Here is a 17114-nt window from a genome sequence, read left to right on the forward strand (position 1 = left end):
AGCGCGACATGTCGACTTGTCCGAACGGTCACCGGTCCACGACGGACGACTGGTGCGAGGTGTGCGGGATGCGCATGTCCGCGCCACCGTCCCCCTCCGTCCCCGGCCCGTCGTCCCCGCCGCCCACGTACGCGGCGCCGCCGCCGGCGCCCCCGTACTCCGGCGGCTACTCCCCGGGCCACGCACCCGGTTACGAGCCCGCGCACGAACCGGCGTACGACCCCGGGTACGGCCAGGGCGGGTTCGGCTACGACCCGGACGCCACCGCCGCCGCAGAGCCCTGCCCCAACTGCGGCACCCCGCGCGAGGGATACGCCCAGTTCTGCGAGGAGTGCCGCTACAACTTCGTCACCCAGGCCGGGACGACCTTCGTCCCGCAGGCGCCGCCCTCCTCCCCGGGCTACCCGCCGGACGGGCCGCCGTACCAGCGCTACGAGTCGCAACGGTCCCGCCCGTCGCAGATCAACCGCCCTGCCGAGCCGCTGGCCCCGGAGTCGGTGACCTCCGGCTCGGGCGACTTCCTGCTCACCCCGCCGAGCCCGCCGGACCCCGGGCCCCCGCAGGCGGGCCGGCGCACCTGGACCGCCGTGATCGCCGCCGACCGGGACTACTTCACCGACATGATGGCCCGCAGCGGCCCCGAGGCACGCGGCCTGTACTTCCCCTCCTACTCCCCCGAGCAGCGGATGCCGCTGGCGGGCCCCCAGGTCACCGTCGGCCGGCGCCGGCACAGCACGGGCGTGGCCCCCGACATCGACCTGTCCCGGGCGCCCGAGGACCCGGGCGTCTCCCACAAGCACGCCGTGCTGGTGGAGCAGCCCGACGGCAGCTGGTCGGTGGTGGACCAGGGCTCCACCAACGGGACCACCGTCAACGGCGGCGAGGACCCCATCGACCCCTTCGTGCCCGTTCCGCTGACGGACGGCGACCGCGTCCACGTCGGCGCCTGGACGACGATCACGATCGTCCGCGACTGACCCCGGCCGTTCCCGGCGCGGGCCGCAGCTCCCAGCGGTGCGGCCCGTCCGGGCGGTCCAGCCAGGTCCACTGGCGGCCCTCCGCCACGCTCATGCCGAAGCGGTCCCGGGGCGGCCGCCCCTGGCCGCGCCACAGGGCGTACGCCTCCTCGACGGCGGCCCACAGGTCCCGCGGCCCGGTGAGCCGGACCGTGCCGTCCCGGGCGGCGTGCGCGGCGGAGCCGTCGGCGGCCGTGACGGTGGGGCCGCCCGGGGTCCAGTGGACCTCGGCGTCCCCGGCGTACAGGCCGAGCAGGAAGCGGAACAGCTCGTCCTCCAGGACCCGCGGCGGGGTGTCGCTGGCACGGCTGCGCCCGGGGGTGCCGTCGGTGCCGGCGGCCGCCCGGCGCGGGGCCGCGCCGGCGCCCCGCAACGAGACGAAGTACGCGGGGGTGTGCAGGAAGCGCCCCTCGGCCCGCTCCGGTCCCGTCACGCGCAGCGCGATCAGCCCGCCCGCGAAGGGCGCGAGGATCAGCCCGCCGGGCCGGCACTGCCGGGGCCACGCCTCCGGCACCGACGGCAGCTCGCAGGTGGCGACGATCCGGTCGTACGGCGCGCGGTCCGGGCAGCCCAGCGCCCCGTCCCCGGTGACCACCGTCGCCCGGCGCCCCGCCGCGGCCAGGTGGGCGCGGGCGGCCTCGGTGATCTCCGCGTCGAGGTCCACGCTGGTCACCGCCCCGGTGCCGAGGCGGTGCGCGAGCAGCGCGGCGTTGTACCCGGTCCCGGCGCCGATCTCCAGCACCCGGTGCCCGTCCTCGACCCGCAGCGCCCCCAGCATGGCGGCCATCAGCGAGGGCTGGCTGCTGGAGGAGACCAGTTCCCCGTCCCGGACCAGGGTGATCAGCGGTACGTCCGCGTAGGCGCCGGACAGCCAGCGGGACCGGCCGCGCGGGTCGGCGTCGTCCGCCGACAGCCGGGTGAACCCTCCGCCGGAGCGGGGCCGGTGGTAGACGGGGACGAACAGATGGCGCGGCACCTCCTCGAACGCGGCCCGCCACCGCGGGTCCGCCAGCCCCCCGGCCGCGGCGATCCGGCGCACCAGCCGGGCCCGCAACGGCACCGCCGCCGCGGCGTACCGGTCGCCATCCGTCATACGACCACTCTGCGACGGTGACCCCCTCCGGACAACGCGGGCCGTCTGAGAGCATGGGAGGCGTGAATGAGATCCCGCGGGGCACCGTCGAGCAGCAGACGTTCTTCGAGTCGGTCGGCGGCGAGCCGACCTTCCGGCGGCTCGTCCGCCGCTTCTACGAAGGTGTCGCCGAGGACCCGGTCCTGCGCCCCATGTACCCGGAGGAGGACCTCGGGCCCGCAGAGGAGCGCATGAGGCTCTTCCTCATGCAGTACTGGGGCGGTCCCCGCACGTACAGCGAGAACCGCGGACACCCCCGGCTGCGGATGCGCCACGCGCCCTTCCGGGTCGACCAGGCCGCCCACGACGCCTGGCTGCGGCGCATGCGGACCGCGGTGGACGAGCTGGAACTGGAGCCCGACCACGAGCGGCAGCTGTGGGACTACCTGGTCTACGCGGCGGCGTCGATGGTGAACACCGCGGGATGATCACACCGGGCTGACCGACAGCCCCGGCGCCCCGCGCCGGACGGCGACCGAGCCGTACGGCGTGCGCAGCCGCAGCCACGGCCCCACCGAGAGCAGCTCCACCGCCGGCCGGCCGCCCGCACGCGGTGCCGGGACGGGGGTGCGCACCGGGCGGAGGAAGCCCAGCGCGTGGGCGGCGTGGACCACCCGCAGCGGCAGGCCGGTGACGCCGAGCTGCCGGGACCAGATGTCGTCGGCGATGGCGTCCAGCTCCGCGCGGGTGCGGCTTTCCGGCCGCAGTGCCTCACTGCGGTCGCGGAACTCGGTCACCGCGGCGGCGGCCACGGCGCGCACGTCCTCCGCGGACGGCAGGCCCCGCACCCGCTCCCAGCCGCCGCGCGGCGGGAGCAGTCCGGCCCAGGCCGGCCCGGTGACGGCCGCGGGCACGGCGACCGTGCCCGTCACCTCGTCGATGCCGTCGAGCAACTGCCCGGCCGAGACGGTCGAGTCCAGATCGCCGGCGGCCCCGTCCAGCTCGGCCGTGCGGACGGCCAGGACCCCGCCGCCGAACGGCGGCTGCCCGAACACGGCGAGCACCGTGCCCGAGGCGCGCAGCCGGACGACGGCGGCCTTGTCCCAGCGCAGCAGCCGGGCCAGGAAGGCGGCGAAACCGTCCGCCTCCCTGGCATCGGCGAGTCGCAGGGGTGCCGTCATGCGGCGACGGCCCCCTTGCCGGCGTCACCGGGCGAGCCCGCGCTGTCGTCGAAGTACCCCTCGAGGAAGGACCGCTCCTCCGCCGTGATCCGGCGCGGCCGGCCCTTCTCGAGGTCGTACGGCACCACGATCGTGGAGGCGCGCACGTAGACCGCCTCCGCGTCCTTGACCTCGTACGCGACGGTCAGTGAGGCGGCCCCCACCTTGGTCACCCACGTCTCCACCGTCACCGGCTCGTGCCGGTGCACCAGCGGGCGCAGGTAGTCGATCTCGTGGCGGGCGACGACCGACCCGCCCGTGAACGACTCGCTGCCCTCCCCGGGCGCCAGCCGGAACATGAAGTCGATCCGGGCCTCCTCCAGGTAGCGGAGGAAGACCACGTTGTTGACGTGCCCGAAGGCGTCCATGTCCGACCAGCGCAGCGGGCAGCGGTAGATGTGCCGGGCCATCTCCCGCTCAGCCCCGGGTGAGCTTCTTGTAGGTGGCGCGGTGCGGCCGGGCCGCGTCCGGGCCGAGGCGCTCGACCTTGTTCTTCTCGTACGACTCGAAGTTGCCCTCGAACCAGAACCACTTGGAGTCGCCCTCGTAGGCGAGGATGTGGGTGGCCACCCGGTCCAGGAACCAGCGGTCGTGGGAGACGACCACGGCGCAGCCGGGGAAGTCCAGCAGCGCGTTCTCCAGCGAGGACAGGGTCTCGACGTCGAGGTCGTTGGTCGGCTCGTCGAGGAGCAGCAGGTTGCCGCCCTGCTTGAGGGTGAGCGCCAGGTTGAGGCGGTTGCGCTCACCGCCGGACAGGATGCCGGCCGGCTTCTGCTGGTCCGGGCCCTTGAAGCCGAAGGCGCTGACGTACGCGCGGGACGGCATCTCGACCTGGCCGACGTTGATGTAGTCCAGCTCGTCCGACACGACCGCCCAGAGGGTCTTCTTGGGGTCGATGTTGGCGCGGGTCTGGTCGACGTAGGAGATCTTGACCGTCTCGCCGACCTTGATCGTGCCGGCGTCCGGGGCCTCCAGGCCCTGGATCATCTTGAACAGCGTGGTCTTGCCGGCGCCGTTGGGGCCGATGATGCCCACGATGCCGTTGCGCGGCAGCGTGAAGGACAGGTCGTCGATGAGGACCTTGTCGCCGAACGCCTTGGAGAGGTTGTTGACCTCGACCACGATGCTGCCCAGACGCGGGCCCGGCGGGATCTGGATCTCCTCGAAGTCGAGCTTGCGCATCTTCTCGGCTTCGGCGGCCATCTCCTCGTACCGGGCGAGGCGGGCCTTGGACTTGGCCTGGCGGCCCTTGGCGTTGGAGCGGACCCACTCCAGCTCTTCCTTGAGCCGCTTGGCGCGCTTGGCGTCCTTCTGGCCCTCGACCTTGAGACGGGACTGCTTGGTCTCCAGGTACGTGGAGTAGTTGCCCTCGTACGGGTAGGCGCGGCCGCGGTCGAGCTCGAGGATCCACTCGGCGACGTTGTCCAGGAAGTACCGGTCGTGGGTGATCGCCACGACGGTGCCCGCGTACTTGGCCAGGTGCTGCTCCAGCCACTGCACGGACTCGGCGTCCAGGTGGTTGGTGGGCTCGTCGAGCAGCAGCAGGTCGGGGGCCTCCAGCAGCAGCTTGCAGAGCGCGACGCGGCGCTTCTCACCACCGGAGAGGTTGACCACCGGCCAGTCGCCGGGCGGGCAGCCGAGGGCGTCCATCGCCTGCTCCAGCTGGGCGTCCAGGTCCCAGGCGTTGGCGTGGTCCAGGTCCTCCTGCAGCTTGCCCATCTCGTCGAGCAGCGCGTCGGAGTAGTCGGTCGCCATCAGCTCGGCGATCTCGTTGAACCGGTCCAGCTTGGCCTTGACCGGGCCCACGCCGTCCTGGACGTTCTCCAGCACGGTCTTGGACTCGTCCAGCGGCGGCTCCTGCAGCAGGATGCCGACCGAGTAGCCGGGCGAGAGGAACGCGTCGCCGTTGGACGGCTGCTCCAGTCCCGCCATGATCTTGAGCACGGTGGACTTGCCGGCGCCGTTGGGCCCCACGACACCGATCTTCGCGCCGGGCAGGAAGCTCAGGGTGACGTCGTCCAGGATCACCTTGTCGCCGTGCGCCTTGCGCGTCTTGCGCATGGTGTAGATGAACTCAGCCAAGAGAAACCGTCCGGCGTTCGATGTGTGGGCAGATACACCCCATCTTGCCAGCCGTCCACCCCTGGGCGGAAACGAGTACCCGGGCGACGTCCCTCACGCTTCCGGCCGGCTCCGCAGGCGCGCGGAACGGCACACGGGAGTCCGTCTGTCGGTACCGGCGTCTAGGGTGCCCACACGATCGACACAGACTCTGATCAGGGGGACCGGACATGCTGCTGGAGAACAAGACCGCGGTCGTCTACGGCGCGGGCGGTGCGGTCGGGCGGACCGTGGCCCGAACCTTCGGCCGGGAGGGGGCACGGGTCTTCCTCACCGGTCGCAGGCTCGCCGGGCTGAAGGAGCTGGCCGGGGAGATCGAGGCCGCCGGCGGCCGGGCCGACGTCGCCCAGGTCGACGCGCTCGACCGGGAGGCGGTCGAGCGGCACGCCGCCGAGGTGGTCCGGACGACGGGCCGGCTCGACGTCTCCGTGAACGCGGTCAGCATCCGCGGTGACCTGCAGGGCACGCCGCTGACCGGTATGTCCGTGGACGACTTCCTGACGCCGATCACCACCGCGGCCACCGCCAACTTCGTCACCGCGACGACCGCGGCCCGGTACATGGCCGAACAGGGCTCGGGGGTGATCGTGACCTTCTCCACGGCGGCAGCGCACCTCTCCGGCCGGGACCAGGGCTTCCATGCGACCGGGGGCTTCGGCGTCGCCTGCGGCGCCGTGGAACTGCTCTCCCGGCACCTGGCCGGTGAGGTCGGACCGCGCGGCGTACGCGTCGTCTGCCTGCGCCCGGACGGCATCCCGGAAGCTTGGGTGTCCTGGGGCATGATCGACGACGCAGAGCCCGATCCCGAGGACAGCCCCACGGTGAAGGCCTACATGGAACGCGGCACCGCGCTGCGCCGGCTGCCGAAACTGGCCGAAGTGGCGGAGACGGCAGCTTTCATGGCATCCGACCGGGCGGGCGCCATCACGGGGACCGTGGTCAACCTCAGCTGCGGATCCGTCAGCGGCTGAGTACGGGCCTGGTTCCGTGGTCGTCCCTCTGCGTGCCGGCGGAACCGCCGGCACCCGTGGGGGCTACGTGCGCTTGGGCCGCGGGGCGCGCATGCCCGAGGCGGGCTCCTGTACGTCCTCGGGAGCGAAGGTCTCGTCCTCCCCGAAGTCCGGGGCCTGGAAGGGGTTCGTCGTCGGAGACGGCGACGGTGCGGTGGTACCGCGGGGTTGCCCTTCCGGGGCGGAGAACAGCGACGTCACATCGATGAGAGGTTTCCCTTTCGTAACAGGACCCCCTGAAGGGCCCTGGCGTGCCGTGACCCGGCACAGCGGTCCTACAGCTTGGTCATCTTGCTGTACGGGCTCAAGATCCGCATTTGCGCCGAGCCGAAATCCACGACGACCGCGGTTCCCTCGTCGACGTCGACTACCCGCCCGAGACCGTGGATGTCGTGCGTGACCTGGTCGCCCACCGCGAAGTGCTTGGGAGCGGGCGCGACCGGGGCCTTGAAGGGGCTGGTGGGCAAATGACGCTTCGGTGCAGCAGGCTTAGTCATTGCCCCCAGTATGCACCCACGAAATGCCTCGGTGGCTGACTCTCGGGGGCACGGATAGCTGATCGTTGTACTCGCTCCGGCAGGCTCCGGGCCGCCGGCCGGCCGGCGGACGGGCGGGTCAGCCACGCGGGGGGCCGTCCCACCCGTACCCTTCATGGTGTCTACGGCGTCACATAGCGGGCGCCAAACACTGGAGGCAATACCCCGTGCTGATTGCTCAGCGTCCCTCACTGACCGAAGAGGTCGTCGACGAGTTCCGTTCCCGGTTCGTGATCGAACCGCTGGAGCCGGGCTTCGGCTACACCCTCGGCAACTCGCTCCGCCGCACCCTCCTGTCGTCGATCCCCGGCGCCGCCGTCACCTCGATCCGGGTCGACGGCGTCCTGCACGAGTTCACCACCGTGCCGGGCGTCAAGGAGGACGTCACCGACCTCATCCTCAACATCAAGCAGCTCGTCGTCTCCTCGGAGCACGACGAGCCCGTCGTGATGTACCTGCGCAAGCAGGGCCCCGGCGTCGTCACCGCCGCCGACATCGCGCCCCCGGCCGGCGTCGAGGTGCACAACCCCGACCTCGTCCTGGCCACCCTGAACGGCAAGGGCAAGCTGGAGGTGGAGCTGACCGTCGAGCGCGGTCGCGGCTACGTCTCGGCCGTCCAGAACAAGCAGCAGGGCCAGGAGATCGGCCGCATCCCGGTCGACTCCATCTACAGCCCGGTGCTCAAGGTCACCTACAAGGTCGAGGCGACCCGTGTCGAGCAGCGCACCGACTTCGACAAGCTGATCGTCGACGTCGAGACCAAGCAGGCCATGCGTCCGCGCGACGCGATGGCCTCGGCCGGCAAGACCCTGGTCGAGCTGTTCGGGCTCGCCCGCGAGCTCAACGTCGACGCCGAGGGCATCGACATGGGCCCGTCCCCCACGGACGCCGCGCTCGCCGCCGACATGGCGCTGCCGATCGAGGAGCTCGAGCTCACCGTCCGTTCCTACAACTGCCTCAAGCGTGAGGGCGTTCACTCGGTGGGTGAGCTGCTGGCACGCTCCGAGGCCGACCTGCTCGACATCCGCAACTTCGGTGCGAAGTCGATCGACGAGGTCAAGGCGAAGCTGGCCGGCCTGGGCCTGGCCCTCAAGGACAGCCCGCCCGGATTCGACCCGACCGCCGCCGCCTTCGGCGCGGACGACGGCGCGGACGCCGGTTTCGTGGAGACCGAACAGTACTGAGCCCGTGCCATGTGGCGTTCCCCTCGGAGATCACCCCGAGGGGAACGTCGTGGCGCCGCCAAGCCGCTGTCCGCGGTAGGGGCGGACCCGCAGACCTGTTGCGGGCGTCCGTGCGTGCCGCGGAACGGCGAAGGGGGCGGAGGTCTTTCGACCTCCGCCCCCTTCGCTCAGGAGCGGCCAGTGGTGTCAGCTCACTCGGCGGAGGGGGCCGCCTTCTTCTTGCGGAGGAAGAAGACCGCGCCGCCACCGAGGACGACCAGGACGATCGCGATGCCGGCGATCACCGGGGTGGCGCTGCTCGAACCGGTCTCGGCGAGGTCGCCGCCGGTGGTGGAGCCGGTGTCACCGGTGCCCTCGGAGGAGCCGCCGGCCGAGGCCGGGCTGGGCGAGGAGGACGGGGTGTCGCCGCCGTTGCCGGCGGTCTCGCAGTCGAGGACGCCCTCGAAGGTCTTCTCGAACCCCTCGGGGCCGGTGATGGTGACCTTGTAGTGCTGGTCCTCGGCCACCGGCACGGTGATGGTCTCGGACTTTCCGGCCTCGACCGTGTACTCCTTGTCGGCCAGCGTGAAGGTGAACGGCTTGTCACCCTCGTTGGCGGCCGTCACGTCCAGGCCGTTCTTGGCGCAGTTGACCTCGGCGGAGACCGCCGGGATCGGGCCCTTGGCGGCCCAGGTGCCGGTGGTCGTCGCGGAGACGGAGCTGTCGCTGGAGCCGGCGAGGATCTGGACCTGCGTGGTGCTGTTGACGCCCGTGAACGCGCGGCCGACCGGGAGCTTGGTGTTCGCGGTGGCGGTCAGCGAGGTCGTGCCGTCGGGGGTGCCGGCCTCGACGTCGAAGTAGACCTCGTCGCCGTCCTTGGCGGAGGTGACCGCGGTGCCGTTCTTGTCGGTGACCTTGACGCCGGAGGGGTTGCTGGGCGCGGGGCTCACCTGGACGGTGGAGGCGTTGGTGTGGACCTTGATCGGACCGAGCAGGTCACCGGCCTTGCCGGAGACCGCCGGCGGGTCGAGGGTCAGCGACGCCGCGGGCTCCTCGAGGTTCTTGGCGCTCTTCTGCAGCCAGTCCGCGAGCTGCTCGGCGAGCGGGTTGACCGCGGTCACATTGGCCTTGTCGGAGAAGCGCCAGATGGCCACCTGGGTACCGGCGGCGGCAAGCCCCGGAGTCAGGGCGCCCTTCTTGATGCCGGCCTTCTTCTGCAGGGCGGCGAGGTCGTCGATCTGGGGGTACGAGTTCTGCAGGATCCAGTTGATCTTCCCCGCGTCAACGTTGTTGTGCAGGCTCGACTGGTCCCAGGAGACTTCCTTGTACTTCGCGCTGCTCTGCGTGGGGTTCTTGATGTCGATGCAGTACGTCTGGATCGTGCCACCGCCATCGACGGACATCTCGAAGAGGCCGGCGCCGACCTCCTCCTTGTTGCCCTTCTCCGTGATGACGGCCCTGTCGGCAGTCTTCAGGCCGCCGAGCGTCGCCGTCGCACCGGGCGCGGTGGGGGTCGCGTCGTCCGCGATGGCGGACCCGGCAACGGCTATGGAACCCGCGGCGAGGAGGCCTGAGGCCACCATCGCTACGGCAAGACGGGCAGCTCCCCGCCTCCGTACAGTGAACATGGATTTCCCCTCCGGGCGAGGCTGGTCGTGGGGGCACGCCTCGCCGACAGCTGTGGATCCCCGCGGAAAGCCGGGGTTCCGCAGAATCCTAGGAACCAACCGCACCAAAGCCACCAGGATTCACGGCCGCCCGGGAATTCGAATCGCAATCGTTACCCGCGCGTAGGCATAGACGTGAAATTGTCGATAAATCATCGACGTTTTACCGCGGGGCGAATGTGCAGCTGTCCGGCTTATCCGGACAGGGCGGCCAGCGGATCGGCGAGTGGCTCCCCAGCGCCCGCGGCGGAATTCGGAACCATCAGTTCCGGGCGGCCCACGGACACCCGCCGGAACGCCGAGGTCCCGCGCGTCAGATCATGGCCGCAGGCGATCGCGTCGACATCGGCGGAGATCCAGCGCTGGCCGTCGCGCTCCTCCTCACGCACCCTCAGGCGTCCCTGGACGAGCAGCGGTTCGCCGACCCCGACCGACGCCACCACGTTCTCCCCCAGCTGCCGCCAGGCCCACACCGTGTAGAAGCTGGTGTGCCCGTCGGACCAGCCACCGCGCTCCCGGTCCCAGCGGCGCGCGGTCGTCGCCAGCCGGAACCTGGCGACCGGCACGCCCGTGGGCGTCTTCCGGAATTCCGGCCTGGTCGCGACATTCCCCACGACGGTGACCAGTGTCTCGTTCATTGCCGATGCTCCCCCGTTGCCGTCGCCGGCCGGCGGCCCCCTGCCGCCGGCCCCGCGATGGCTCCATGGTGCGCCCGCCGCGCCCCCCGTGGAGAAATGGGATTCAACCTGTGGATTACTGACCTGTTGTGGACAACTCCGTCACCCGGAAGTGGTTTCCCGAGAGCACCCCGTACTGCTCCCGCACTTCCCGGTAACGCAGCAATTCCGCCGCCAGCGGCTCCAGCACCCGCGCCCGCCCGCAGTCGGCCGCCGCGTCGGCCATCCGCCGCTCCGCGGCCTGGCCGTGCCGCCGGGCCGGGCCGCGGGCCGCGAACCGGCTCACCCGGGTGAGCAGCGGACCGCCCAGTGCGCCCACGGCCAGCAGCGCGGGCGGCAGCCACCACGGCAGCCGCAACGCGCTCGCCGCCGTCGCGATCCCCGACGTCAGCGCCACCGTCGCGAGCAGCGCCAGCAGCCACTGCGCCGTACCGACCACCGTCCACCACCGGGGACGCAGCGGCTCGTCCGGCGCCACCCGCTCCACCGTCGCGTCCAGCGCCTCCGGGAGCGTGCGGCCACCGCGGCGCGCGGCTTCCCGTACCGCCTGCGCCCAGGGAGCGGGCAACCCCTCGACGGCCTCCGCCGCGACCGCGCGCACCGCCTCGTCGACCGACGCGCGGGACGCCGACAGCGTCGGGCGGCGGCCGTCGAGGATGCCGTCGCGCAGACCGGCGCCACGTCCGCGGCGCAGCCGCCGCCACGGGGTGCCGCACGCCTCCTCGGCGGCCCTGGCCCAGGCGCGCTCCGCCGCCCGGCCCGCCGCCGCGGCGCCCACGGCGTGGGCGAGGCTCGCCGTGAAGTCCTCGCGGGACCGGTCGGTGAGCCCCGTCATCCCCTCGGCGACGTACAGCGGGCGCAGCCGCTCGGCGAGCCCGTCCACGTCCGCGGACAGCCGCCGGCTCGCGGCCGCGCGCTCCGCCACGACCTGGCCGATGGCCGCCCGCAGCTCCGGCACGCCGTCACCGTTCAGCGCCGAGGTGGCCAGCACCATGGCGCCGTCCTCGCCGTGCTCGCCGACGGCGAGCCCGTCGTCGTCGAGCAGCCGCCGCAGATCGTCCAGGACCTGCTCGACGGCCTCCTCCGGGAGCCGGTCGATCTGGTTTAGGACGACGACGGTCACGTCGGCGTGCCCGGCCAGCGGCCGCAGGTAGCGCTCGTGCAGCGCCGCGTCCGCGTACTTCTCCGGGTCGAGCACCCACACGATCACGTCGACGAGCTTCAGCACCCGGTCCACCTGGTCGCGGTGGGCGGTCGCCGCCGAGTCGTGGTCCGGCAGGTCGAGCAGGACCAGGCCGGCGGGCCCGTCGTCCGTCCGTTCCGCCCCCTCGTCCAGGACGCTGTGCCGGGCGAACCGCGCCTTGGGCCCGATGCCGAGCCGGTCCAGCAGCCCGGAGGCGCCCCGGGGGTCCCAGGCACAGGCGACCGGCGCCGAGGTGGTGGGCCGGCGGACGCCGATCCGCGACAGTTCCAGACCGGTCAGCGCGTTGAACAGGGACGACTTCCCGCTGCCCGTCGCCCCCGCCAGCGCCACCACCGTGTGGTCCGCGGAGAGCCGGCGCCGGTCGCCGACCCGTTCCAGCAGTTCCCCGGCCCCGTCGAGCGCCTCGTGGCTCACGCGGGTGCGCGACAGCCCGAGCAGTTCCGACAGGGCGTCCACCCGCTCTGTGAGCACCTGATCACCTCTCCTGGAGTCCGTACGACTTCTGCACGACCGAAAGCTCCGCGATCAGCGACGCCTGCTGGGCCGCCGTCACATCCAGCGCGTCCACCGGGAGCACCCGCAGTTCCCGCTCCGCGTCGAGCACCTCGCCGACGAGCCGGTCCAGCTCCTCGCGCGCCCGGTCGCCCGCCCGCAGCGCCGCCTGCGCGCCGACGAGGGAGGCGAGCCGCTCGCCCGCGACCGTGCCCTTGCGGCCGCCGAGCACGGCGACCGCGATCAGTGCCGCCGCGTGCTGCGGGTCGACGCCCTCCGCGCTGCCGCGCACCGACTGGTGCGCGAGGCGGTTCACCGTGAACCCCCAGGTGTCGACGGCGTCCTCGATCCGCTCGGCGGCGTCGTCGGCGGCCGCCTCCGGGTCGGCGTCCTCCGTCAGGACGGCGCCCGCGCGGTCGCCGCGCCAGGCGTCGAGGGTCCGCTCGTCCGCCGCCGCGACCTCGGTGCGCAGCTGGACCGCCAGGCTCTCGGCGAGGGCGCACAGCAGGGCCGCAGGGCCGCAGTCGGGGTAGCCGCGCCAGCTGGCCAGGGCGTCCCCGGCGAGCAGCGCCCCGGCGCCGACGGCCTCCTGCACGCGCGACTCGGCCTCGTCGTAGGCGTTGTCCACGTGGCGGGTCAGACGTACCGCGGCGGCGTGCTGCGCGGCCGAGGCGCCGGCCAGCTCCGGGAGCCGGTTGCCGAGCGAGCCCAGCACCCCGGTCACGGTGCGCCGTGCCGCCTGGTGCCGCGCGGCCGGGTCCTCGGCGCAGTGCGCGAGCCAGCTGCCGAGCGCCGCCACCGCGGTGTGCGGCAGCAGCCCGCCGGCCCCCGCGGACTCGGGCAGTTCCGGGACGGTGAACCGCGGCACGTCCCCGAGCCCGGCCCGGGTCAGGAGGGCCGCGTAGTGCTGCGAGACGTCCTCGGCGATCTGGTGCGGCACCCGGTCCAGGACGGTGGCCAGGGTGACGTCGTACTCCTTGGCCGTACGCAGCAGGTGCCACGGCACGGCGTCGGCGTAGCGCGACGCGGTGGTCACCAGGATCCAGATGTCGGCCGCGCAGAGCAGTTCGGCGGCGAGCTCGCGGTTGCGGGAGACGAGAGAGTCGATGTCGGGCGCGTCCAGCAGGGCGAGCCCGCGCGGCAGCGTGTCGTCGGTCTCCAGGCGCAGCCACAGCCTGGTCTCCTCCGCCTCGCGCTCCTCGTCGTTCCCGTCCGGCCTCTCCTCCCCGTCGGCGTCGGCCGCGGTCCTGGGTCGCGGTGCCCAGGCCCGGGCCAGGCCCGGCAGCACCCGCGGATCGGCGAACCACGCGCGGTCCTGGGGGTGGCACACCAGCACCGGTGTGCGCGTCGTGGGGCGCAGCACGCCCGCGTCACTCACCCGCCGCCCGATCAGCGAGTTCACGAGCGTGGACTTCCCCGCTCCCGTCGAACCGCCCACCACGGCCAGCAGCGGCGCTTCGGGCGCCTTCAGCCGGGGCACCAGATAGTCGTCGAGCTGCGCCAGCAGCTCTTGACGTGTGCGGCGGGCCCGCTCGGCTCCGGGAAGGGGGAGGGGAAAGCGCGCGTCCGCGACGCGGTCGCGCAGCGCCGACAGCGCGTCGAGGAGTTCGGGCCGTACATCCAAGATCGCCACAGTGGCAGAATGCCCCATTTTGGTGGGTTTTTGAAGCGTATTCCGCCTAGTTCACGCCTTTCGGCCCGCAAGAAGACCGGAACGGGACAGAAGGGCCGGAAGAGACACCGGCATAACGAGTGCACAACAGCCGTCGACTGAGGCGCCAAAACTGGTGCGACATTCGCACCTGCCTGCGATTATCAGACCGCTTCACCGAACCTACACAACGTGTCATGAAGGCGAAGCAACCGGCCGCACATCAGCCGCGCCCTATCCTTGTCCCCGGCAAGGTCACGGAACCGTCGACACAAGGGGCGGGTTCGGTCGCGGCCAACGTCCGGCCCCCGTAGCTCAGTGGATAGAGCAGGCGCCTTCTAAGCGCTTGGCCGCAGGTTCGAGTCCTGCCGGGGGCACCCACTGCGCCCCTCCCTATGGAGGGGCTTTTTTGCTGGTCACCATGGGTTCGAGGGCGGTCACCCGGGCGTGCCGGAGGTGCGCACGGCGTGCGCGCCGCGGGGTGGGGGCGGGGTCGCAACGGCCGGGCCGGCGGCGGCCGGTGGGGCCCGCGGGCGGGGCTTCCGGTGCCGCGGGAGGGCCGTCGGGGCGACGCCCGGCGGCCGCCGGGGAGCGGCTTTCCCAAGACTCACGCCGCGCCTGAATCGGCCGTTCACGATTGGCCGGTCTCCGCCCCTCCCTCGCGACGGACGGACCGCCGCCGTCATCCCGTCGTACGGTCGACCGCGTCCAGGACGTCGGCCCACGGGAGACCGCGGCCGTCAGGGGCCTCGCCCGGTCCCGGGAGGGGCCGGGCGTCCGGGTCGTGGAGGAGGTGGACGCCGGCCGCGCGGAGGGTGGCGAGGTGGCGGGGCCAGGCCGGGTGGCGGGCGTGGGCCGCGTTGACGGCCGGGACGGCGACCAGCGGCACGTGCGAGGTGCCGAGGACCTCCGCGAGCAGGGTGAGGGCCTGGTTGTCGGCGATGCCGAGGGCGAGTTTGGCCAGGGTGTTGGCGGTGGCCGGGGCCAGCACGCAGCAGTCGGCGGCCGGATGGGGCCGCGGCTCGCCGGGGAGCCGCGACCGGTCGCGCACGGGGAGGCCGGTCACGTCGCGCAGCCGCCCGGTCTCGCCCTGTTCCCCGAGCCAGCGTGCGGCGGTCGGGGTGAGCGTGACGGCGACGCGCCAGCCGCGGGCGAGCGCGGGCAGGACGAGGCCCTCGCGCAGGGTCTCGACGCCGTCGGCGGCCGAGCCGACGACGGCGAGGACCCCGCGGACCGGCCGCACCTGGGGTGGGGAGGTGTGAGGAGGCATGGGCACCCCTTACCCGAACCGGCCCTCCACGTAGTCGGCCGTCCGCGGATCGGTCGGGCTGCCGAACATGGCGGGGGTGGGGCCGTGCTCCACGATGCCGCCGGGGGTGCCCTGTTCGGCGAGGAAGAAGGCGCACTGGTCCGAAACGCGGGCGGCCTGCTGCATGTTGTGGGTGACGATCACGATCGTGACCTCGTGGGCGAGTTCGCGGATCGTCTCCTCGATGCGCCGGGTCGAGGTGGGGTCCAGCGCCGAGCAGGGCTCGTCCATGAGCAGCACCTTGGGCCGTACGGCCAGCGAGCGGGCGATGCACAGGCGTTGCTGCTGGCCGCCGGAGAGGGCGCCGCCGGGCTGGCGCAGCCGGGCCCGGACCTCCTTCCAGAGGCCGGCCTTGGTCAGGCACTCCTCGACGAGTGCGTCCTTCGCGGCGTCGCGGACCCGCTGCCCGGTGAGCTTCAGGCCCGCGGTGACGTTGTCGTAGATCGACATCGCCGGAAAGGGGTTGGGCTTCTGGAAGACCATGCCGATGCGGCGGCGGGCCTCGGTGAGGCGGCGCCCGCGGGCGTAGATGTCCTCGCCGTCCAGCAGGACTTCGCCCGCCAGGGAGGCGGACGGCACGAGTTCGTGCATGCGGTTGAGGGTCCGCAGGAAGGTGGACTTGCCGCAGCCCGAGGGGCCGATGAGGGCGGTGACCTGCCCGGCGGGCATGGTCAGGGAGACCCGTTCGAGGACCTTGTGGTCGCCGAACCAGCACGAGATGCGGCGGGCCTCCAGGGTGGCGCCGGGGCGGGCGTCCTGCGTGATCGGCGGGAGCGGGATGGTGGTCTCGGTCACGAACGGGTCCTCACATCAGGTTGGGCAGGAGCAGGGCCGCGTGGTCCGCGACGAGGAGGCCGAGCAGGCCGAGCACGGGGACGCCGACGACCCAGGCGTGCCGCCGTCCCCAGCGGGCGTGCGCCCAGGCGATGCCGGCGGCGGCCAGGAGCAGGCCCTGGCCCCACAGGACCACGGGCAGCCAGGCGGTCTCCTGAACGGCCATGGCGGTCTCGTCGGCCGGCAGCGCTCCGGGCGGGACGGCGGGGGCGGAGGCGGGCTGGACGTCGGACATCAGGTCGGCGTCCACCCGCAGGATGCCGCGCGGCATGAAGGCGGTGCCCTCGGCGGTGATCAGCGTCAGGCGGCCCTTGCCGGCCGCGGGCGGCGCGGGCTGGGGGTCACCGGCGCGGCGGACCGCGACGACGCGGTAGCGGTGCACGCCCTGGCCGGTGGTCACCGTGAGCTGCTCGCCCGGGTGGAGGCCGCCGAGGTGCCGGAAGGGGCCTCCGTAGGAGGCCTGGCGCCCCATGATGACGCTGGTACCGGCCTGGCCGGGCAGCGGAGTGTCACGCCGGTGGCCCGGACCGCGGGTCAGGACCTCCGAGGTGGTGCCCTCGCCGACGACCTCGCGCACTCCGAGCCCGGGGACGGAGAGCACCGCCACCGGGGTGCCGGAGGTCAGCGGCTTGACGCCGTCGCCCGAGCCGCCCACGGGTGCCACCCCGTTGGCGAGGTCACTGCGCAGGGCGGCGTAGTCGACCTGCTGGTCGCGGGCGTGGCGGACCTGGCCGAGCAGGCCCACGTCCACGACGAAGCCGAGGAGCAGGGCCGCCAGGATGCTCAGCGCCGCCCCGGCGACCCGCGGGCCGGGGCCGGGGGGGGGGGGGGGGGGGGGGGGGGGGGGGGGGGGCGGGCCGGGGGGGGGGGGGGGGGGGGGGGCGGGGGCGCGGGGGGGGGGGGCGGGCGGCGGGGGGGGGGGGGCGGGGCGGGGGCGGGGGGGGCGGGGGGGGGGCCCCCGGGGGGGGCGGGGGGGGGCCGGGGGGGGGGCCGGGGGGGGGGGGGGGGGGGCCCACCGGCGGGGCGGGGGGGGGCGGGGGGGCCCGGGGGGGGGGGCTTCCGGTGCCGCGGGAGGGCCGTCGGGGCGACGCCCGGCGGCCGCCGGGGAGCGGCTTTCCCAAGACTCACGCCGCGCCTGAATC

General features: G+C 73.3%; 16 protein-coding genes and 1 tRNA gene. 5 read left to right on the plus strand and 12 right to left on the minus strand.

Translation table 11 applies throughout. The features are described 5' to 3' along the window. Nucleotides 1-68 precede the first annotated feature (68 nt). Complete coding sequence (locus ACFYYN_RS15300) at nucleotides 69-977, plus strand: FHA domain-containing protein (RefSeq protein WP_500546170.1); 909 nt, start codon at nucleotides 69-71, stop codon at nucleotides 975-977. Here ACFYYN_RS15300 and ACFYYN_RS15305 read toward each other — a convergent pair. Next, nucleotides 958-2109 carry a methyltransferase domain-containing protein gene (locus ACFYYN_RS15305; protein WP_500322866.1) on the minus strand — a complete coding sequence of 384 codons (1152 nt, stop codon included), beginning with the start codon at nucleotides 2107-2109 and terminating at the stop codon, nucleotides 958-960. The two genes, ACFYYN_RS15300 and ACFYYN_RS15305, sit on opposite strands and share 20 nt — an antisense overlap. A gap of 62 nt (nucleotides 2110-2171) precedes the next feature. On the opposite strand from ACFYYN_RS15305, the gene ACFYYN_RS15310 reads away from it, so the two are divergent. After that, nucleotides 2172-2576, plus strand: a complete 405-nt coding sequence (locus ACFYYN_RS15310) for a globin (RefSeq protein WP_500359270.1) — start codon at nucleotides 2172-2174, stop codon at nucleotides 2574-2576. On the opposite strand, the gene ACFYYN_RS15315 is transcribed toward ACFYYN_RS15310, so the two are convergent. The 3 genes from ACFYYN_RS15315 to ettA are packed head-to-tail and all read right to left on the minus strand — an operon-like array spanning nucleotide 2577 to nucleotide 5390. Then, the gene (locus ACFYYN_RS15315) at nucleotides 2577-3269 is read right to left on the minus strand and encodes a DUF8010 domain-containing protein (protein ID WP_500546171.1); all 693 of its coding nucleotides are present in this window, start codon (nucleotides 3267-3269) and stop codon (nucleotides 2577-2579) included. Continuing rightward, the gene (locus tag ACFYYN_RS15320; protein WP_499511938.1) at nucleotides 3266-3718 is read right to left on the minus strand and encodes an acyl-CoA thioesterase; all 453 of its coding nucleotides are present in this window, start codon (nucleotides 3716-3718) and stop codon (nucleotides 3266-3268) included. Before ACFYYN_RS15320 ends, ACFYYN_RS15315 begins: the two co-directional genes overlap by 4 nt. A gap of 7 nt (nucleotides 3719-3725) precedes the next feature. Then, entirely contained in the window at nucleotides 3726-5390 is a 1665-nt protein-coding gene (gene ettA, locus ACFYYN_RS15325; protein WP_500322862.1) for an energy-dependent translational throttle protein EttA, read from the minus strand. Between the two features lie 209 nt (nucleotides 5391-5599). Between ettA and ACFYYN_RS15330 the strand changes: the two genes are divergently transcribed. Then, nucleotides 5600-6400, plus strand: a complete 801-nt coding sequence (locus ACFYYN_RS15330; protein WP_500546172.1) for an SDR family NAD(P)-dependent oxidoreductase — start codon at nucleotides 5600-5602, stop codon at nucleotides 6398-6400. Nucleotides 6401-6714: 314 nt separating this feature from the next. Here the strand turns inward: ACFYYN_RS15330 and ACFYYN_RS15335 are convergent, their stop codons facing one another. After that, complete coding sequence (locus ACFYYN_RS15335) at nucleotides 6715-6936, minus strand: hypothetical protein (RefSeq protein WP_499511942.1); 222 nt, start codon at nucleotides 6934-6936, stop codon at nucleotides 6715-6717. Between the two features lie 206 nt (nucleotides 6937-7142). On the opposite strand from ACFYYN_RS15335, the gene ACFYYN_RS15340 reads away from it, so the two are divergent. Next, nucleotides 7143-8159: a DNA-directed RNA polymerase subunit alpha gene (locus tag ACFYYN_RS15340; protein WP_499511943.1), complete on the plus strand. Its 1017-nt coding sequence runs from the start codon at nucleotides 7143-7145 to the stop codon at nucleotides 8157-8159. Between the two features lie 191 nt (nucleotides 8160-8350). On the opposite strand, the gene ACFYYN_RS15345 is transcribed toward ACFYYN_RS15340, so the two are convergent. The 4 genes from ACFYYN_RS15345 to ACFYYN_RS15360 form a co-directional block, all read right to left on the minus strand. After that, nucleotides 8351-9766: an LAETG motif-containing sortase-dependent surface protein gene (locus ACFYYN_RS15345; RefSeq protein WP_500322846.1), complete on the minus strand. Its 1416-nt coding sequence runs from the start codon at nucleotides 9764-9766 to the stop codon at nucleotides 8351-8353. A 233-nt stretch (nucleotides 9767-9999) separates the two neighbouring features. Beyond that, nucleotides 10000-10443: a single-stranded DNA-binding protein gene (ssb, locus tag ACFYYN_RS15350; RefSeq protein ID WP_500335174.1), complete on the minus strand. Its 444-nt coding sequence runs from the start codon at nucleotides 10441-10443 to the stop codon at nucleotides 10000-10002. A 115-nt stretch (nucleotides 10444-10558) separates the two neighbouring features. Further along, nucleotides 10559-12157 (minus strand): GTPase, encoded by a 1599-nt coding sequence (locus tag ACFYYN_RS15355; RefSeq protein WP_500546173.1) that lies wholly within the window; start codon nucleotides 12155-12157, stop codon nucleotides 10559-10561. A 4-nt stretch (nucleotides 12158-12161) separates the two neighbouring features. After that, nucleotides 12162-13829 carry a dynamin family protein gene (locus ACFYYN_RS15360; protein ID WP_500546174.1) on the minus strand — a complete coding sequence of 556 codons (1668 nt, stop codon included), beginning with the start codon at nucleotides 13827-13829 and terminating at the stop codon, nucleotides 12162-12164. A gap of 304 nt (nucleotides 13830-14133) precedes the next feature. On the opposite strand from ACFYYN_RS15360, the gene ACFYYN_RS15365 reads away from it, so the two are divergent. After that, nucleotides 14134-14206 (plus strand) — tRNA-Arg (locus ACFYYN_RS15365). Nucleotides 14207-14511: 305 nt separating this feature from the next. Here the strand turns inward: ACFYYN_RS15365 and ACFYYN_RS15370 are convergent. The 3 genes from ACFYYN_RS15370 to ACFYYN_RS15380 all read right to left on the minus strand — a co-directional run bounded on the left by ACFYYN_RS15370 (nucleotide 14512) and on the right by ACFYYN_RS15380 (nucleotide 16723). Beyond that, nucleotides 14512-15099 carry a flavoprotein gene (locus ACFYYN_RS15370; protein ID WP_500546175.1) on the minus strand — a complete coding sequence of 196 codons (588 nt, stop codon included), beginning with the start codon at nucleotides 15097-15099 and terminating at the stop codon, nucleotides 14512-14514. A gap of 9 nt (nucleotides 15100-15108) precedes the next feature. Continuing rightward, nucleotides 15109-15873, minus strand: a complete 765-nt coding sequence (locus ACFYYN_RS15375) for a phosphate ABC transporter ATP-binding protein (RefSeq protein WP_500533693.1) — start codon at nucleotides 15871-15873, stop codon at nucleotides 15109-15111. A 70-nt stretch (nucleotides 15874-15943) separates the two neighbouring features. Then, a complete protein-coding gene (locus ACFYYN_RS15380; protein ID WP_500546176.1) occupies nucleotides 15944-16723 on the minus strand; it encodes a sortase domain-containing protein in 780 nt (259 codons plus the stop codon). Between the last annotated feature and the right edge of the window lie 391 nt (nucleotides 16724-17114).

Origin of the sequence: Streptomyces sp. NPDC001902, from assembly GCF_042891295.1 — a bacterium.
Classification (GTDB): domain Bacteria; phylum Actinomycetota; class Actinomycetes; order Streptomycetales; family Streptomycetaceae; genus Actinacidiphila.